The sequence below is a fragment of the Nocardioides sp. YIM 152315 genome (assembly GCF_029210375.1).
In the GTDB taxonomy this organism is placed as follows: Bacteria; Actinomycetota; Actinomycetes; order Propionibacteriales; family Nocardioidaceae; genus Nocardioides.
In genome coordinates this window covers 573,612-589,182 of record NZ_JARGER010000043.1, presented here as the reverse complement: position 1 = coordinate 589,182, position 15,571 = coordinate 573,612, and the positions used below count along the sequence as shown (strand labels likewise).

The 15,571-nt window shown below is 71.6% G+C and carries 13 protein-coding genes and 1 riboswitch; of the genes, 11 read left to right on the top strand and 2 right to left on the bottom strand.

What is annotated here, in order from left to right; translation table 11 throughout:
• Positions 1-17 precede the first annotated feature (17 nt).
• From PZ894_RS21775 to PZ894_RS21750, 6 genes are all read left to right on the top strand, one after another.
• On the top strand, positions 18-587 hold the full coding sequence (locus PZ894_RS21775; RefSeq protein ID WP_275748010.1) for a dihydrofolate reductase family protein: 570 nt from the start codon (positions 18-20) through the stop codon (positions 585-587).
• A 103-nt stretch (positions 588-690) separates the two neighbouring features.
• Positions 691-799, top strand: a riboswitch (TPP riboswitch).
• 11 nt (positions 800-810) lie between these two features.
• Entirely contained in the window at positions 811-1,851 is a 1,041-nt protein-coding gene (locus PZ894_RS21770; RefSeq protein ID WP_275748008.1) for a thiamine ABC transporter substrate-binding protein, read from the top strand.
• Positions 1,848-3,482 carry an iron ABC transporter permease gene (locus tag PZ894_RS21765; protein ID WP_275748007.1) on the top strand — a complete coding sequence of 545 codons (1,635 nt, stop codon included), beginning with the start codon at positions 1,848-1,850 and terminating at the stop codon, positions 3,480-3,482. The genes PZ894_RS21770 and PZ894_RS21765 overlap by 4 nt, the downstream gene beginning before the upstream one ends.
• Entirely contained in the window at positions 3,482-4,474 is a 993-nt protein-coding gene (locus tag PZ894_RS21760) for an ABC transporter ATP-binding protein (protein ID WP_275748006.1), read from the top strand. Before PZ894_RS21765 ends, PZ894_RS21760 begins: the two co-directional genes overlap by 1 nt.
• A 27-nt stretch (positions 4,475-4,501) precedes the next feature.
• Positions 4,502-5,539, top strand: coding sequence for a phosphatase PAP2 family protein (locus PZ894_RS21755; RefSeq protein ID WP_275748005.1), 1,038 nt, complete (start codon positions 4,502-4,504; stop codon positions 5,537-5,539).
• 4 nt (positions 5,540-5,543) lie between these two features.
• Positions 5,544-7,478, top strand: coding sequence for an acyl-CoA dehydrogenase (locus tag PZ894_RS21750; RefSeq protein WP_275748004.1), 1,935 nt, complete (start codon positions 5,544-5,546; stop codon positions 7,476-7,478).
• A 96-nt stretch (positions 7,479-7,574) separates the two neighbouring features.
• On the opposite strand, the gene PZ894_RS21745 is transcribed toward PZ894_RS21750, so the two are convergent.
• Positions 7,575-8,489, bottom strand: coding sequence for a type IV toxin-antitoxin system AbiEi family antitoxin domain-containing protein (locus tag PZ894_RS21745; protein ID WP_275748003.1), 915 nt, complete (start codon positions 8,487-8,489; stop codon positions 7,575-7,577).
• A gap of 237 nt (positions 8,490-8,726) precedes the next feature.
• A complete protein-coding gene (locus PZ894_RS21740) occupies positions 8,727-9,233 on the bottom strand; it encodes an inorganic diphosphatase (RefSeq protein ID WP_275748002.1) in 507 nt (168 codons plus the stop codon).
• Positions 9,234-9,318: 85 nt separating this feature from the next.
• On the opposite strand from PZ894_RS21740, the gene dacB reads away from it, so the two are divergent.
• The 5 genes from dacB (at position 9,319) to ftsH (ending at position 15,569) form a co-directional block, all read left to right on the top strand.
• Positions 9,319-10,737 carry a D-alanyl-D-alanine carboxypeptidase/D-alanyl-D-alanine-endopeptidase gene (dacB, locus tag PZ894_RS21735; protein ID WP_275748000.1) on the top strand — a complete coding sequence of 473 codons (1,419 nt, stop codon included), beginning with the start codon at positions 9,319-9,321 and terminating at the stop codon, positions 10,735-10,737.
• A gap of 39 nt (positions 10,738-10,776) precedes the next feature.
• Positions 10,777-11,814, top strand: coding sequence for a zinc-dependent metalloprotease (locus PZ894_RS21730; RefSeq protein ID WP_275747998.1), 1,038 nt, complete (start codon positions 10,777-10,779; stop codon positions 11,812-11,814).
• Positions 11,811-12,803, top strand: coding sequence for a tRNA lysidine(34) synthetase TilS (tilS, locus tag PZ894_RS21725; RefSeq protein ID WP_275747997.1), 993 nt, complete (start codon positions 11,811-11,813; stop codon positions 12,801-12,803). The genes PZ894_RS21730 and tilS overlap by 4 nt, the downstream gene beginning before the upstream one ends.
• Positions 12,804-12,813: 10 nt before the next feature.
• Positions 12,814-13,365: a hypoxanthine phosphoribosyltransferase gene (gene hpt, locus PZ894_RS21720; protein ID WP_275747996.1), complete on the top strand. Its 552-nt coding sequence runs from the start codon at positions 12,814-12,816 to the stop codon at positions 13,363-13,365.
• A 149-nt stretch (positions 13,366-13,514) separates the two neighbouring features.
• Positions 13,515-15,569 carry an ATP-dependent zinc metalloprotease FtsH gene (gene ftsH / locus PZ894_RS21715; RefSeq protein WP_275747995.1) on the top strand — a complete coding sequence of 685 codons (2,055 nt, stop codon included), beginning with the start codon at positions 13,515-13,517 and terminating at the stop codon, positions 15,567-15,569.
• Positions 15,570-15,571 lie beyond the last annotated feature (2 nt).

The following is a 15,571-nucleotide window of genomic DNA, read 5'->3' as shown; positions in this document are numbered from 1 at the left end:
CAAGGGAGGATCTGCGGATGAGACCACTTCGGTACTCGATCAACGTCACGCTCGACGGCTGCTGCCATCACGAGGCCGGGCTCCCGCCGGACGAGGAGTCGATGCGCCACTGGACCGCCGAGATGGCACGAGCCGACGCCCTGCTGTTCGGTCGGGTGACCTACGAGATGATGGAGTCGGCGTGGCGGAGGCCGGACACGGGCACGTGGCCCGACTGGATGGATGCGTGGGAGGTCCCGTTCGCCGAGACCATCGACCGGGCGAAGAAGTACGTCGTGTCGAGCACGCTGAGCGGGGTCGACTGGAATGCCGAGCTGGTGCGAGGCGACGTGGGTGCAGCGATTCGGCGGCTCAAGCAGGAGCCGGGCGAGAGCCTGTGGGTGGGCGGGGTGACGCTGCCCCTGGCGTTGGCGGACCTGGGGCTGATCGACGAGTACGAGTTCCTCGTGCAGCCGGTCCTCGCCGGTCACGGGCCGACGCTGCTCGCCGGTCTGCGCGAGCGCATCCAACTCGAGCTCGTGGATCGCCACGAGTTCCGATCCGGGGCAGTCGTCCTGCGATACCGGTCCACGCGAGCTCCGGCCTGACGTGGCGCTTGCGCAGCCACCGCCGGACCCCGCCGACCGGGGGCGTGACGTGACGGCGTCCCGGGGTCACGACGGGCGGGCTCGCCCGAGGGGCTAGGCTCGACCCACAAGACAGGGGAGCACGCGCGAGCGTGCTGAGAGTGCGGACCAGCCGCAGACCCTATGAACCTGATCCGGTTAGCACCGGCGAAGGGAGTCGGAGTTGAGACATCTGCGTGCGTGCGTGCCTGCCCTCGTGGCGACGGTGCTCGTCCTGACGGCGTGCTCGACCGTCGGGAACGACAGCGGCGACGAGACAGGTGAGGAGAAGTCCGACCGGGTCGTGCTGGTGACCCACGAGTCCTTCGTGCTGCCGAAGAGGCTGCAGCGGCAGTTCGAGCAGCAGTCGGGCTACGACCTGGTCGTCCGCGCGTCCGGCGACGCGGGCGCGCTCACCAACAAGCTGGTGCTGACCAAGGACGACCCGCTCGGCGACGCGGCCTTCGGCGTCGACAACACCTTCGCCTCGCGGGCTCTCGACGAGGGTGTCTTCGCGGCGTACGACGCGACGCTGCCCGAGGGCGCGGACCAGTACCTGCTGCCCGGCGACGACGAGCGCGCGCTGACGCCGGTCGACAACGCCAGCGTGTGCGTCAACGTCGACGACACGTGGTTCGCCGCCCACGACCAGGAGCCGCCGGCGACGCTCGACGATCTCGCCGACCCGGCGTACCGCGACCTCTTCGTCACCTCCGGTGCGGCCACCAGCTCGCCGGGCATGGCGTTCCTGCTGGCGACGATCGCGGAGTACGGCGACGAGTGGCCGGACTACTGGGAGCGCCTGATGGACAACGGCGCCAAGCTCACCGACGGCTGGTCGGACGCCTACCAGGTCGACTTCACGCAGGGCGGCGGCAAGGGCAGGCGTCCGATCGTGCTCTCCTACGACTCCTCGCCGGCGTTCACGATCGCCGACGACGGCACGTCGACGACCAGCGCGCTGCTCGACACCTGCTTCCGGCAGGTCGAGTACGCCGGAGTGCTGGACGGCGCCGCGAACCCGGAGGGCGCCGAGGCGCTGGTCGACTTCCTGCTCACGCCCGAGGTGCAGGCGGCGCTGCCGGACAGCATGTACGTCTACCCGGTCGACGCGTCGGTCGAGCTGCCGGCGGAGTGGGCGGAGTTCGCGAAGCAGCCGACCGACCCGCTGGAGGTCGACCCGGCCGACATCGCCGAGCACCGCGACGAGTGGCTGCGCGAGTGGAGCGACGTCACCAGCCGATGAAGCGCATCGCCACGCTGGTCGGCCTGGCGGCGGTGCCGCTGGCCGTCCTGGGCGTGTTCTTCCTGCTGCCGGTGAGCGGCATGATCGGCGAGGGCTTCGTCGTCGACGGATCGTTCGACCCGGGCGCCGTCGCGGACGTGCTGACCCGGCCGCGCACCGTGCGGGTCGTGTGGTTCACGGTCTGGTCGGCAGTGGCCGGTACGGCGGTGGCGGTGCTGCTCGGCGTACCGGCGGCGCACCTGCTGCACCGCCGCGCCTTCCCCGGACGCCGGGCGCTGCGGGCGGCGCTGCTGGTGCCGTTCGTGCTGCCGACCGTGGTGGTCGGAGTCGCCTTCCGCGAGCTGATCGGCGAGGCCGGGCCGCTGGGTTTCCTCGGGTTCGACGGGTCCGCCGTCGCGATCGTGGCGGGCCTGGCCTTCTTCAACGTGGCCGTGGTGATCCGCGCGGTGGGCGCGGCCTGGGAGTCGCTGGATGCGCGCCCGGCCGAGGCGGCCGCGGCGCTGGGTGCCAGTCCCGCGCAGGTCTTCCGCACGGTCACGCTCCCGGCGCTGCGTCCGGCGATCGTGTCGGCGGCGAGCGTGGTCTTCCTCTTCTGTGCCACCGCGTTCGGTGTCGTACTCACCCTCGGTGGGCTGCGCTACTCCTCGGTGGAGACCGAGATCTACCTGCTCACCACCAACCTGCTCGACCTCCAGGCGGCGGCCGCCCTCTCGATCGTGCAGCTGCTGGCGATCACCGCGCTGCTGCTCGTCACCAACCGGCTGCGCGCCGTCGCGGACCCCACGCTCGCGCGCTCGACGGCGCGCCCGCACCGACCGACCCGCGGCGACTGGCCGAGCCTCCTCTCCACCGGTCTCGTCGTCGTCCTCGTCGGGCTGCCCGTCGCCGCGCTCGTCGTCGGCTCGCTGCAGGTCGGCGACGGCTGGGGACTCGACAACTACCGGGCCCTGACGACCGAGGGGTCGCGGCAGGCATTGCTGGTGCCGGTGACCCACGCCCTGGTGACCTCGCTGCGCACCGCCGTCGACGCGACCTGGATGTCGCTGACCCTGGGGCTGCTGGTCGCTGTCGTGGTGACCCGCCGCTCGCACAGCCGCGCCGAGCGCCGTGTCCGTGGGCTGCTGGACGGCCTCTTCATGCTGCCGCTCGGGGTCTCCGCGGTCACCCTCGGCTTCGGCTTCCTGATCACCCTCGACGAGCCCCCGCTCGACTTCCGCGACTCGGTGCTCCTGGTGCCGATCGCCCAGGCGCTGGTGGCCCTGCCGCTCGTCGTACGCACGCTCGCGCCTGCCCTCGGCGGCGTCGACGACCGGCAGCGGCAGGCGGCCGCGTCGCTGGGTGCCGGCCCGCTCCGCACGTTCGTCAGCGTCGACCTGCCCGTGCTGTGGAAGCCGCTGCTCGCCGCCGCCGGCTTCGCCTTCGCGGTGTCGCTGGGGGAGTTCGGCGCCACGTCGTTCCTCGCCCGCGACGAGAACCCGACCATGCCGATCGTGATCTTCCACCTCATCGGGCACCCGGGTGCGATGAACTACGGCATGGCCCTCGCCGCCTCCGTCGTGCTCGCCGCGACCACCGCCGTCGTGATGCTCGTGGTCGAGCGGCTGCGCGTGCCGTCGCTGGGAGCCTTCTGATGCTGTCGCTGCAGGACGTCTCCGTGTCGTACGACGGCGTGCCCGCCGTCCGCGACGCCTCCCTGTCCCTCGACGACGGCCACGTGCTCGCCGTGCTCGGACCGAGCGGGTCGGGCAAGTCGACGCTGCTGCGCGCGATCGCCGGTCTCGAGCCGGTCGCCGCGGGACGCCTCTCGTGGGACGACGCCGACCTGGCCGGGGTGCCGACGCACAAGCGCGGCTTCGCTCTGATGTTCCAGGACGGCCAGCTCTTCGGGCACCTCACGGTCGCCCGCAACGTCGGGTACGCACTCAGGCTGCGGCGTACCCCGAACGCCGCCGGACGCGTGCGTGAACTGCTCGCGCTGGTCGGGCTCGAGGGCTACGAGGACCGGCTGCCGGCCACGCTCTCCGGCGGCGAGCGCCAGCGCGTCGCTCTCGCCCGGTCGCTCGCCGTGCAGCCGCGGCTGCTGCTGCTCGACGAGCCGCTGTCGGCGCTGGACGCCGGCCTGCGCGAGCGGCTGGCCGCGGACCTGCGCGACATCCTGCGCGAGGCCGGCACCACGGCGCTGATGGTCACCCACGACCAGGAGGAGGCGTTCGCGGTCGCCGACCGGCTGGCGGTGATGCGCGGCGGCAGGATCGTGCAGCAGGGCGACATCGCCGAGGTCTGGCGGGCGCCGGCCGACCCCGAGACCGCGCTGTTCCTGGGCTACGCGCACGTGCTCGAGGGTGATCATGCCCACGTCCTGACGCGGGCGGCCGGGCGACCCGACGCGGCCGGCAGCGTCGCGGTACGCCGGTCCGCACTGGTCGTCGCGGACGCCGGTCCGCTCACCGGCAAGGTCGTCTCGGCCCGGGTGACGCCGGTGCAGATCCGGCTGCGGGTCGACGTCGACGGCGCCGGCGAGCTCGACGCGGTCGCGCGGCTCGACGCCCGACCCGGACCGGGTGACCGGGTGTCGATGGTGGTGGATGCCTCACGGATCGCCGTGGTTCCCGAAGTTCACTGACTCGACACAGTCCCTACACTGACGGGCGTGTACCGCCGTGCCTGGACCCTGCTCGTGGTCAACGCCATCGCCATGGGCATCTGGGCGGTGGTCACGGCCTGGTACGTCGACCGGCCGCTGATCGACCCCGAGAGCAGCTTCCTCGGCTCGTCCTGGTTCAGGCTCCCGATCCTCTGCTTCGGCGCGCTGTTCCTCGACCTGGTGCCGCGCGCCATCTGGCTCTCGCGCGGCCGCGTCGCCCGGATGCCCCAGCTGATCCGTGAGCGCTGGCATGCCCACTGGTCACGCGAGCGCCTGCTGCTGGTGCTGCTCGGGATCGTGAGCTTCTACGTCATCTACGTCTGCTACCGGAACCTCAAGTCGTTCCTGCCGCTGGTCAGCGACCGGATGTACGACCGCGAGCTCCACATGCTCGACAAGGTGCTGTTCTTCGGCCACGAGCCCGGTTCGGTGGTGCACGACCTCCTCGGCACGACGTACGTCGCCCACGTGCTCTCGAACTTCTACCTGCTCTTCATCCCGATGGTGGCGATCATGGTCACCGTCTGGCTGGTGTGGTCGCGCAACCTGTCCTACGGCTGGTGGTTCGTCACGTCCCAGGGCCTCGCGTGGACGCTCGGCACGATCTCCTACTACGCACTGCCCACGCTCGGCCCCGGTCTCGAGTACCAGTACCTCTACCAGAGCCTCGCCCACACGGGCACCGCCGACCTGATGAACTCGCTGGTCAATGCGCGCCAGGGCGTGCTCTGGGGCGATGGCCAGGCGCAGACGGTCGCCGGCTTCGCGAGCCTGCACACCGGCATCGGGCTGCTCTGGGCGCTGATGGTGCAGTTCACGGTCCGCACGCGCTGGATCCGGGTCCTCTTCTGGGTCAACTTCGGCCTGATCGTCGTGGCCACCATCTACTTCGGCTGGCACTACATCGCCGACGACATCGCCGGCGTGATGATCGCGTTCATCTCCTTCTACGTCGGCGGCATCGCGAGCGGCCAGAAGTTCGACCGCCACGGGCTCGCATCCCACCCGACCACGACGACCTCCCACGTCCCGGTCGACCGCTGACGTCATGGTCGACGTCCGCGCCCTGACGACGCTGCTGGACGGCGAGTACGCCGCGGTGCGCGACCTGGTGCGCGCCAACCTCGCGACGTACGCCTCCGTGCTGGAGGAGGCCGAGGAGCTCGGCATGGACGAGTTCCGCGAGCGGGTTCGCGAGCTCGTCGTCGAGATGGCGGCGACCGGGCAGACCGGCATGGGCTTCCCCGAGGAGTACGGCGGGGGCGGCGACCTCGGCGCCTCGATCGCGGCGTTCGAGACGCTCGCCTACGGCGACCTGTCGGTGCTCGTGAAGGTCGGCGTCCAGTTCGGGCTGTTCGGCGGCGCGATCCTCCAGCTCGGCACCCGCCGGCACCACGACGCCTACCTGAGCGACGTGGTGAGCGGCCGGCTGATGGGCTGCTTCGCGATGACCGAGACCGGCCACGGCTCCAACGTCCAGGCGCTCGGCACGGTCGCGACGTACGACGTCGACGCGCAGGAGTTCGTGATCACGACGCGCGGCGACCAGGCCGGCAAGGACTACATCGGCAACGCGGCGCGGCACGCCGAGCTCGCGGTCGTGTTCGCCCAGCTCGAGGTCGGCGGGACGGCCGAGGGCGTCCACGCCTTCGTCGTGCCCATCCGCGTCGACGGCGCGGTCGCGCCGGGCGTGGAGATCGAGGACGACGGACGCAAGATGGGGCTCAACGGCGTCGACAACGGCCGGATCCGGTTCGACCACGTGCGGGTGCCGCGCGAGGCGCTGCTCAACCGCTTCGCGGACGTGCGCCCGGACGGCACCTACGAGAGCCCGATCGAGAGCTCCGGCCGGCGCTTCTTCACCATGCTCGGCACGCTCGTGCAGGGCCGGGTCAGCGTCGGTGGGGCGGGGATCAACGCCGCGAAGGTGGCGCTCGCGATCGCGACGCGGTACGCCGTGCGCCGCCGCCAGTTCGAGGCGGAGTCCGACACCGAGGAGCAGCTGCTCCTCGACTACGGCATGCACCAGCGCCGGCTGCTGCCGCTGATCGCCCGCACCTACGCGCTGCACTTCGCCCAGGACGTCGTACGCACGCAGCTGCACGAGGTGTTCTCGCGCGCGGCGTCGCCCGAGGGCGGCGACGAGCACCAGCGGCGCGAGCTCGAGGGGCGCGCCGCCGGCACCAAGGCGCTCGGCACGTGGCACGCGACCCGGACCATCCAGGAGTGCCGCGAGGCCTGCGGGGGTGCCGGCTACCTGGCGGTGAACCGGTTCGCGGCGCTCAAGGCCGACACCGACGTCTTCACGACGTTCGAGGGCGACAACCACGTGCTGCTGCAGCTGGTCGCGAAGGGACTGCTGACCGACTACGCCAGCGAGTTCGAGGACATGGACCAGCTCGGGATGGTCCGCTTCGTAGCCAACCTCGCGGTCGAGACCGTCATCGAGAGGACGTCGGCCCACACGCTGCTCGAGCGCGTGCGCGACCTGCTCCCCGGAGGCGACGACGAGGACCAGGAGGCCGGGCTCCTCGACTCGGACTACCAGCTCGCGATGCTGCGCTTCCGCGAGGAGCACATGCTCGTCGGCGTCGCCCGCCGGCTCAAGCGCGGCATCGACCAGGACCGCAACCCCGGCGAGGTCTTCTCCCAGGTGCAGGACCACGTGATCGCCACGGCCAACGCCCACGTCGAGCGGCTCGTGCTCGAGGCCTTCGTCGACCGGATGCGGTCCCTGCCGGACGACACCCCCGAGGACAACGCGGTCGCCCTGGGCCGGCTCTGCGACCTCTTCGCGCTGTCGACGATCGAGGCCGATCGCGCCTGGTTCCTCGAGCACGCCCGGCTCTCCTCGCAGCGGTCCAAGGCCATCACCCGCGAGGTGAACCGCCTCTGCCGGCAGGTCCGTCCGATCGCGGTCGACCTGGTCGACGCCTGGGGCGTGCCGGTCGAGATGCTCCGCTCACCTGATCTGGCGGGGTGACCTCCTCGCAGGAATACCCGGTGCACCGGGTATTCCTGGGCTTCTCACGCGTTGCAACACCCGAGAACCGCAGGAGTTGCCCCAGAAGTCCGCCGTTCAGGCTGCGGATGCGCTGGGGAAGAGGAAGGCCCGGATCAGGGCGGCAGTCGCCGCGGGCCGAGCGAGGTCGGCCCAGGTGATCCGGATGCAGCGCCATCCGGTGAGGCGGCAGATCAGGCTCTCTCGCTCCTTCTCCGCGACCACGACGTCGGAGGCACGCTGTCCCGGCTTCAGCAGGCGCTCGTACTTGACCTTGCCGTCGAACTCCAGGAAGACCCCGAGCTCTGGCCAGGCGAAGTCGACGCGGGCGATCTCCCGTCCGGACGAGTCGTGGATCGGGTACTGGGGATGCGGCGCAGGCAGGCCGTGCTGGAAGAACAGGTAGAGGCTGCGACTCTCGCCCACGGTCTCGATGCGCGGATCGGACAGTCGCATCACGATGTCGGTGTGCAGCGTGTGGGGCCAGTGCTCCATCAGTGCATAGCGCTCTGAGAGCGCCTCCTTGGTGGTCGCCCCGGAGTGCAGCAGGTGGTTGACCACCACGAGACTCGACTCCACGTCCGCGACGGTCGTGACCTCCAGCGCGACACGGGTCGGGCTCATCACCGCGACGCCGTTGCGCTCGAGGACGTCGCCGGGCTGGATCGTCCCGCAGTGCTGATTGACCCCGGCCTCGTGTCGTCCGGTCCTCCCGTCCATCCGGGTGACGTGTACGTCGTCGAGATCGAGCCCCCACGTGGGTGCGTCGTACTCCGGCACCCCGGATACGTGCGACAGGACCACTCGGGTCTTGGCCTGCTGGAACACGGCCCGCGCGCGCAGGCCGTGCCGACCGGCGTCGTCCAGCCGTGCGAACACGGGCCTGTCGACGTACGCACCGCGTCGCACCCTGACCAGCACGCCGTCCGCGACGAGTCGGGCGATCGCGCGGTCGTCGTAGCCGCCGGCGACGAGCGTCTTGCGAAGGACCACAGGTGCGTTGCGCGGATCGTCAGCGGGTCGGTCCGGAGGAATCATCATGACGCTGGCGTGCCCCGGACTGCGGGTGCTGGAACCACGCCAGTTCGCACCTGTGGAGTACGGCGAGCGACGGGGTGGCGCGCCTCGCAGAGTGATCGCTGACTTCGCGGGTTCTTCCGACGGTTCTCTGGCGTTGCAACACCCGAGAAGTGCTGGAATACCCGGTGCACCGGGTATTCCGCAGGACGATCAGTGACCCTCGGTCTTGAACCGCTCGAACGACGCGTGGACCTCGGACTCGGCCTCGGTGCGGCCGACCCACTCGGCGCCCTCGACCGACTTGCCGGGCTCGAGGTCCTTGTAGACCTCGAAGAAGTGCTGGATCTCGAGGCGGTCGAACTTCGAGACGTGGGAGATGTCGCGCAGGTGCTCCAGGCGCGGGTCGGTCGCGGGGACGCAGAGGACCTTGTCGTCGCCGCCGGCCTCGTCGGTCATGCGGAACATGCCGATCGCGCGGCAGCGGATCAGGCAGCCGGGGAAGGTGGGCTCCTGGAGGATGACCATCGCGTCGAGCGGGTCGCCGTCGAGCCCGAGGGTGTTCTCGATGTAGCCGTAGTCGGCTGGGTACTGCGTCGACGTGAAGAGCGTCCGGTCGAGACGGATGCGGCCGGACTCGTGGTCGACCTCGTACTTGTTGCGCTGACCCTTCGGGATCTCCACCAGCACGTCGAACTCGAGCACGTCATCCTCCGCCATCGTCTGCGTTCGGCCGACCCATCCGTCGGGTCCCGGCCAGTCTCGCGCACAATGGCCGCAAACGCGCAGTCGGAAGGGGCGAACGGTGGGGAGACGTGATGCACGCCACCCGTCGCGCGCGGCGTCCCGCATCGCCCTCTGGCTCCCCGTCCTGCTGGTCGTGGGTCTGCTCGGCGGCGCGGGTACGACGTACTGGCTCGACCGCGCGCCCGACCCCGACGAGGAGCCGGCCCGCGTCGAGCCGCCGACCGGGCTCGAGCTGCCCCCGCTGACCGCCCCGAGCCCGGTCGCGGCGTCGGCCACCGGCACCGCCGACCCGGCGAAGGTCCGGAAGGCGGTCGCCCGGCTGCTGCGCGACGACGACCTCGGGCCGCACGTCCTCGCCACCGTCTCGAGCCTCGACGGGTCACTGCTCTACTCGAAGGGCACCGGCGACGCGGTCCCCGCCTCCACGCTCAAGCTGTTGACCACGGCGGCGGCGCTCGAGACGATGGGCCCGGAGCAGACGTTCGCGACGACCGTCGTCGCCGCGAGCCGGCGGCGCATCGTCCTGGTCGGCGGCGGAGACCCGCTGCTCGCCTCGAAGCGGCCCGGCAAGGACGACTACCCCGAGGTCGCCGACGTCGTGACGCTCGCCGAGGACACCGCTGCCCGTCTGCTCGAGCGCGGCACGAGGCGGGTGCGGGTGGGGTACGACGCGACGCTCTTCGCCGGACCGGACGTCAGCCCGCACTGGCCGGACTCCTACGTCCCCGACGCGGTCGTCGCTCCGATCCGGTCGCTCTGGGTCGACGAGGGCCGACCCGCCAACGGGTTCGGCCGCGTCGACGACCCCTCGCTGGCGGCCGCCACGGCGTTCGCCGCCGCGCTCGCCCGCGCCGGGGTCGAGGTGATCGGGATCCCCGAGCCGCGTCGGGCCGACGCCGCCGACGAGGAGCTCGCCCGCGTGACGAGCCCGCCGCTCGGCCAGCTCGTCGAGCACACGCTGGCGACCAGCGACAACGAGGCCGCCGAGGTGCTCGCCCGCCAGACCGCTCTCGCGGTGGGGGCGCCACCGACCTTCGCCGGAGGGGCGGGTGCGGTGCTCGACGCGATCGCGGCGCTCGGCGTACCCACCGACGGGGCCGAGGTATACGACGGCAGCGGGCTCTCGCGCGACGACAGGCTCGACCCCGACACGCTGACCGGCCTACTCGCGGTCGCCGGGTCGGCCGAGCATCCCGAGCTGCGCACGGTGGTCACGGGCCTGCCCGTCGCCGGGTTCAACGGATCCCTCACCGAGCGGTTCGTCCAGGACGTCGCCGCTCCGGGTCGGGGGGCCGTGCGTGCCAAGACCGGCACCCTGACCGGCGTCAGCGGCCTGGCCGGCAGCGTCACCGACCGGCGCGGGGCACCGATGGTGTTCGCGTTCCTCTCCGACCGGATCGACCCGGTCGACACCCTCGACGCGCGCGCGGCGCTCGACGAGATCACCGCCGCGCTCGCCGACTGCCGCTGCTCCTGAGGCACCGCCCACGTTGCGCCACACGGGTACGGTCGCTGCATGAACAACCCGGGTCCGAGCATGGTCGACTGGGGCCTCGCGGTCGCCGTCGGCTCCCGCCTGGCCGGGCAGGGGCCGGTGGTCAGCCGCGAGGACGCGGCCGCCGTCGTCGCCGAGCTGCGCGCGGGCGCTGCGCGGTCGACCGGGCTGGTCCGCGACTTCTCCGGGCTCCAGGCGGCGGACGACACCGCCCCCGTCGTGGTCGTCGACCGCCCGGGTTGGGTGCAGGCGAACGCCGACGGCTTCGCCAGCGTGCTCGCACCCGTCGTCGACAAGCTCGCCGGCAGGGCCCGTACGTCCGGGGTCGCCCACGCGGTCGGCTCGCGGGTGACCGGCGTCGAGGTCGGTGGGCTGCTCGGCTTCCTCGCCGGCAAGGTGCTCGGCCAGTTCGACCCCTTCCACCCGCCCGCCGGCCGGCTTCTCCTGGTCGCGCCGAACATCGTCCACGTGGAGCGCGAGCTCGGCGTCGACCCGCACGACTTCCGGCTGTGGGTCTGCCTGCACGAGGAGACCCACCGGGTGCAGTTCACCGCCGTGCCGTGGCTCGGCGACCACCTGCTCGACCAGATGCACGCGCTCGCCGACTCGCTGGAGCCCTCGGGGCTCCTCGACGACGGGTTCCGGCGCCTGACGGAGTCGCTGAAGGGCGGCACCCGCGGCGAGAACCTCCTCGAAGCCGTGAGCACGCCGGAGCAGAAGGAGATCATCGACCGCGTCACGGGCGTGATGTCGCTGCTCGAGGGCCACGCCGACGTCGTCATGGACGGCGTGGGTCCGCAGGTGATCCCGACCGTCGCGGACATCCGCAGACGCTTCAACAAGCGCCGCAAGGGAGTCGGCGCCCTCGACCGCACCCTGCGCCGGGTGCTCGGCCTCGACGCGAAGATGGCGCAGTACCGCGACGGCGCGAAGTTCGTGCGCGCCGTCGTCGACAAGGCCGGCATGGCCGAGTTCAATGCGATCTTCGACCGCCCCGAGAACCTCCCGTCCAAGGCCGAGATCGCGGCGCCCACGGCCTGGATCTCCCGCGTGCTGTGAGCCTGCACCCGGCGGTGGCGGCCGTCCGGCTCGGCGTACGCCGCGCGCTCGCCGACGTCGGACCCGGCCGCGCCGTCGTGGTCGCGTGCTCGGGCGGTCCGGACTCCGTAGCGCTGCTGGCCGCCACCGTCTTCGAGGGTCACAAGGCGGGCTGGCACGTCGTCGGCGTGACCGTCGACCACGGCCTGCAGGAGGGGTCGGCCGAGCGCGCCGCCGCCGTCGTCGCGCAGATGGCGGAGGCGGGCGCCGCCGAGACCCTCACGGCCCGGGTGCACGTCGAGTCCGACGGGCTGGGGCCGGAGGCCGCCGCGCGGCGGGCCCGCTACGCGGTGCTCGAGGAGGTCGCCGCCCGCGTCGACGCCGCCGCCGTGCTGCTCGGCCACACCCGCGACGACCAGGCGGAGACCGTGCTCCTCGGGCTGGCCCGCGGCTCCGGCGGGCGGTCGCTGTCGGGGATGCGCCGGCGCTACGACCGCTTCGTGCGACCGCTGCTCGACGTGGGGCGCGCCGACACCGTGACCGCGTGCCTGGTCGAGGGTCGTGCGACCTGGGACGACCCGCACAACAGCGACCCGGCGTACTCCCGCTCCCGGGTCCGGCACCGCGTCCTCCCGGTGCTGGAGGAGCAGCTCGGCCCCGGCGTCGCCGAGACCCTCGCGCGCACCGCCGACCAGCTCCGCACCGACATGGACCACCTCGACGACCTCGCCGAGTCGGCGTACGCCGACCTCCGCGCCCCCGACGGGGCGCTGCCGGTCGATCGCCTCGCCGAGACCGCCGACGCAGTCCGGCGCCGGGTGCTGCGGCTGGCCGCGCTCGCGGCGGGTGCGCCGGCCTCGGAGCTCTTCCACGAGCACGTGCTGGCCATGGACGCCCTCGTCACCGACTGGCACGGTCAGCGGTGGATCGACCTGCCGGGTCCGGTGCGCTGCCGCCGCGCCGACGGCCGGCTGCGGGTCGAGCGCGCCCGGCTCGGGTCGATCTCCTAGGCTCTCGCCCATGGACGCATCCGACGTGCAGGCGGACCTGGTCAACGTTCTCTTCACCGAGGAGCAGATCCAGGAGCGGCTGCGCGAGCTCGCCGCCGAGATCGAGTCCGACTACGAGGGCAAGGACCTGCTGATCGTCGGCATCCTGCGCGGCGCGGTCATGGTGATGGCCGACCTCGCCCGCAGCTTCGGCCGGCACCTCGAGATGGACTGGATGGCGGTCTCGTCCTACGGCTCCGGCACGAAGTCCAGCGGCGTCGTGCGCATCCTCAAGGACCTCGACACCGACATCTCGGGCCGCCACGTCGTCATCGTCGACGAGATCATCGACACCGGCCTGACGCTGTCGTGGCTCACGTCCAACCTCGCCTCGCGCAGCCCCGCGAGCGTCGAGATCTGCACGCTGCTCCGCAAGCCCGAGGCGCTGACCATGCCCGTCGACGTCAAGTACGTCGGCTGGGACATCCCCAACGAGTTCGTCGTCGGCTACGGCCTCGACTACCGGGAGCGCTACCGCAACCTGCGCGACATCGGCACGCTCGCGCCGCACGTGTACTCCTGACGCCCCGGCTGTTCGGCGGTCCGGATGCGCCCGGACCGCCGATTCCTGAGAGGATGCCGATTGGCGAGGTTGTGTACCGTCGTCAGTTCAGTTGAGCGTCCAGGCGGCCGCACGGTCGCCGGGCGGCCAGGTCGTGTCGAGAGAAGCCTGTGAAGCGCATATTCAAGGGTCCGTGGCTGTGGATCGTCCTCGCGGTGGTGGGCGTGCTGCTCGCCCTGCAGTACCTCGCCCCCAACGGCGGGTACGACGAGATCGAGTCGTCGAAGATGGAGAGCTACATCTCGAGCGGCGAGATCAAGGAGATCACCTTCGTCGACGGCGGTGACCAGCAGATCAAGGCCACCCTCGACAACGGCGACAAGGTCACGTCGTTCTGGCTCGACGGCACCCAGGCCGAGCTCAAGGACGCGATCCAGACGCAGGCCGACGAGGGCGCGATCGAGAAGTACAACGTCGAGGTCCCCAAGCCCAGCCTGCTGGGCTCGATCCTCGCGACGCTGCTGCCGTTCGCGCTGATCATTCTGCTGTTCCTGTTCCTGATGAACCAGGTCCAGGGCGGCGGTGGCCGCGGCGTCATGCAGTTCGCCAAGTCGCGCGCGAAGCTCATCTCCAAGGACATGCCGAAGACGACGTTCGCCGACGTCGCCGGCTGCGACGAAGCCATCGAGGAGCTCGGCGAGATCAAGGAGTTCCTCCAGGAGCCCGCGAAGTTCCAGGCCGTCGGCGCGAAGATCCCCAAGGGCGTGCTGCTGTACGGCGCGCCCGGCACCGGCAAGACCCTTCTCGCCCGCGCCGTCGCGGGTGAGGCCGGCGTCCCGTTCTACTCGATCTCCGGCTCCGACTTCGTCGAGATGTTCGTCGGTGTCGGCGCCTCGCGGGTCCGCGACCTCTTCGAGCAGGCCAAGGAGAACGCGCCGGCCATCGTCTTCATCGACGAGATCGACGCCGTCGGCCGTCACCGGGGCGCCGGCATGGGCGGCGGCCACGACGAGCGCGAGCAGACGCTCAATCAGCTGCTCGTCGAGATGGACGGCTTCGACGTCCGCGGCGGCGTGATCCTGATCGCCGCGACCAACCGGCCCGACGTGCTCGACCCGGCGCTGCTGCGCCCGGGTCGCTTCGACCGCCAGATCCAGGTCGACGCGCCCGACCTCGCCGGCCGCGAGCAGATCCTCAAGGTGCACGCCCGCGGCAAGCCGCTGGCCACCGACGTCGACCTGAGGAACGTCGCGCGGCGTACCCCCGGCTTCAGCGGCGCCGACCTCGCCAACGTGCTCAACGAGGCCGCGCTGCTGACCGCCCGCAACAACCAGAAGCTCATCACCAAGCTCACCCTCGACGAGGCCATCGACCGCGTGATCGCCGGCCCGCAGCGGCGGACCCGCCTGATGAGCGAGAAGGAGAAGCTGATCACCGCCTACCACGAGGGCGGCCACGCCCTCGTCGCGGCGGCGCTGCCGGGCACGGACCCGGTGCACAAGATCACGATCCTGCCGCGCGGCCGCGCCCTCGGCTACACGATGGTGCTGCCCGACGAGGACAAGTACTCCCAGACCCGCTCCCAGATGCTCGACTCCCTGGCCTACATGCTCGGCGGCCGAGCGGCCGAGGAGCTGATCTTCCACGATCCGACCACGGGTGCCGGCAACGACATCGAGAAGGCCACCAACGTGGCCCGCGCGATGGTCACGCAGTACGGCATGACCGAGCGCCTCGGCGCGATCAAGCTGGGCGAGTCCAACTCCGAGCCGTTCCTCGGGCGCGACCTCGGCCACTCGCGCAACTACTCCGAGGACGTCGCCGCGATCGTCGACGAGGAGACCAAGAAGCTGCTCGCGACCGCCCACCAGGAGGCCTTCGAGATCCTGGAGGAGAACCGCGACGTGCTCGACGCGCTCGTGCTCGAGCTCTTCGACAAGGAGACGCTCGACAAGGAGCAGGTGGCCCGGATCTTCCAACCGCTGCGCCGGCGACCGGAGCGCCCGGCCTGGACCGGCTCCGAGGAGCGTGTGCCCTCGACGGTGCCGCCGGTCGAGATCCCGCAGTGGATCAAGGACCGGGCGGCGGCCAACGGGCAGAGCGCGGACGAGCCCGAGGCCGGCGCCGTGCTGACCCCGCCCGGCGCCGGCGGCGACGTCCACGGCGACCCCGGTGTCGAGGGTGGCGCGCGTCCGCGACCCGAGCCGCCCTCGCCCGAAGCCTGAGC

What these genes read in the sequence shown, in the direction of transcription:
- PZ894_RS21775 (WP_275748010.1), top strand. Translation starts at nt 18, where the DNA reads ATGAGACCACTTCGGTACTCGATCAACGTCACGCTCGACGGCTGCTGC.
- PZ894_RS21760 (WP_275748006.1), top strand. Translation starts at nt 3,482, where the DNA reads ATGCTGTCGCTGCAGGACGTCTCCGTGTCGTACGACGGCGTGCCCGCC.
- PZ894_RS21740 (WP_275748002.1), bottom strand. Translation starts at nt 9,233, where the DNA reads ATGGCGGAGGATGACGTGCTCGAGTTCGACGTGCTGGTGGAGATCCCG.
- hpt (WP_275747996.1), top strand. Translation starts at nt 12,814, where the DNA reads ATGGACGCATCCGACGTGCAGGCGGACCTGGTCAACGTTCTCTTCACC.
- PZ894_RS21730 (WP_275747998.1), top strand. Translation starts at nt 10,777, where the DNA reads ATGAACAACCCGGGTCCGAGCATGGTCGACTGGGGCCTCGCGGTCGCC.
- PZ894_RS21765 (WP_275748007.1), top strand. Translation starts at nt 1,848, where the DNA reads ATGAAGCGCATCGCCACGCTGGTCGGCCTGGCGGCGGTGCCGCTGGCC.
- PZ894_RS21750 (WP_275748004.1), top strand. Translation starts at nt 5,544, where the DNA reads ATGGTCGACGTCCGCGCCCTGACGACGCTGCTGGACGGCGAGTACGCC.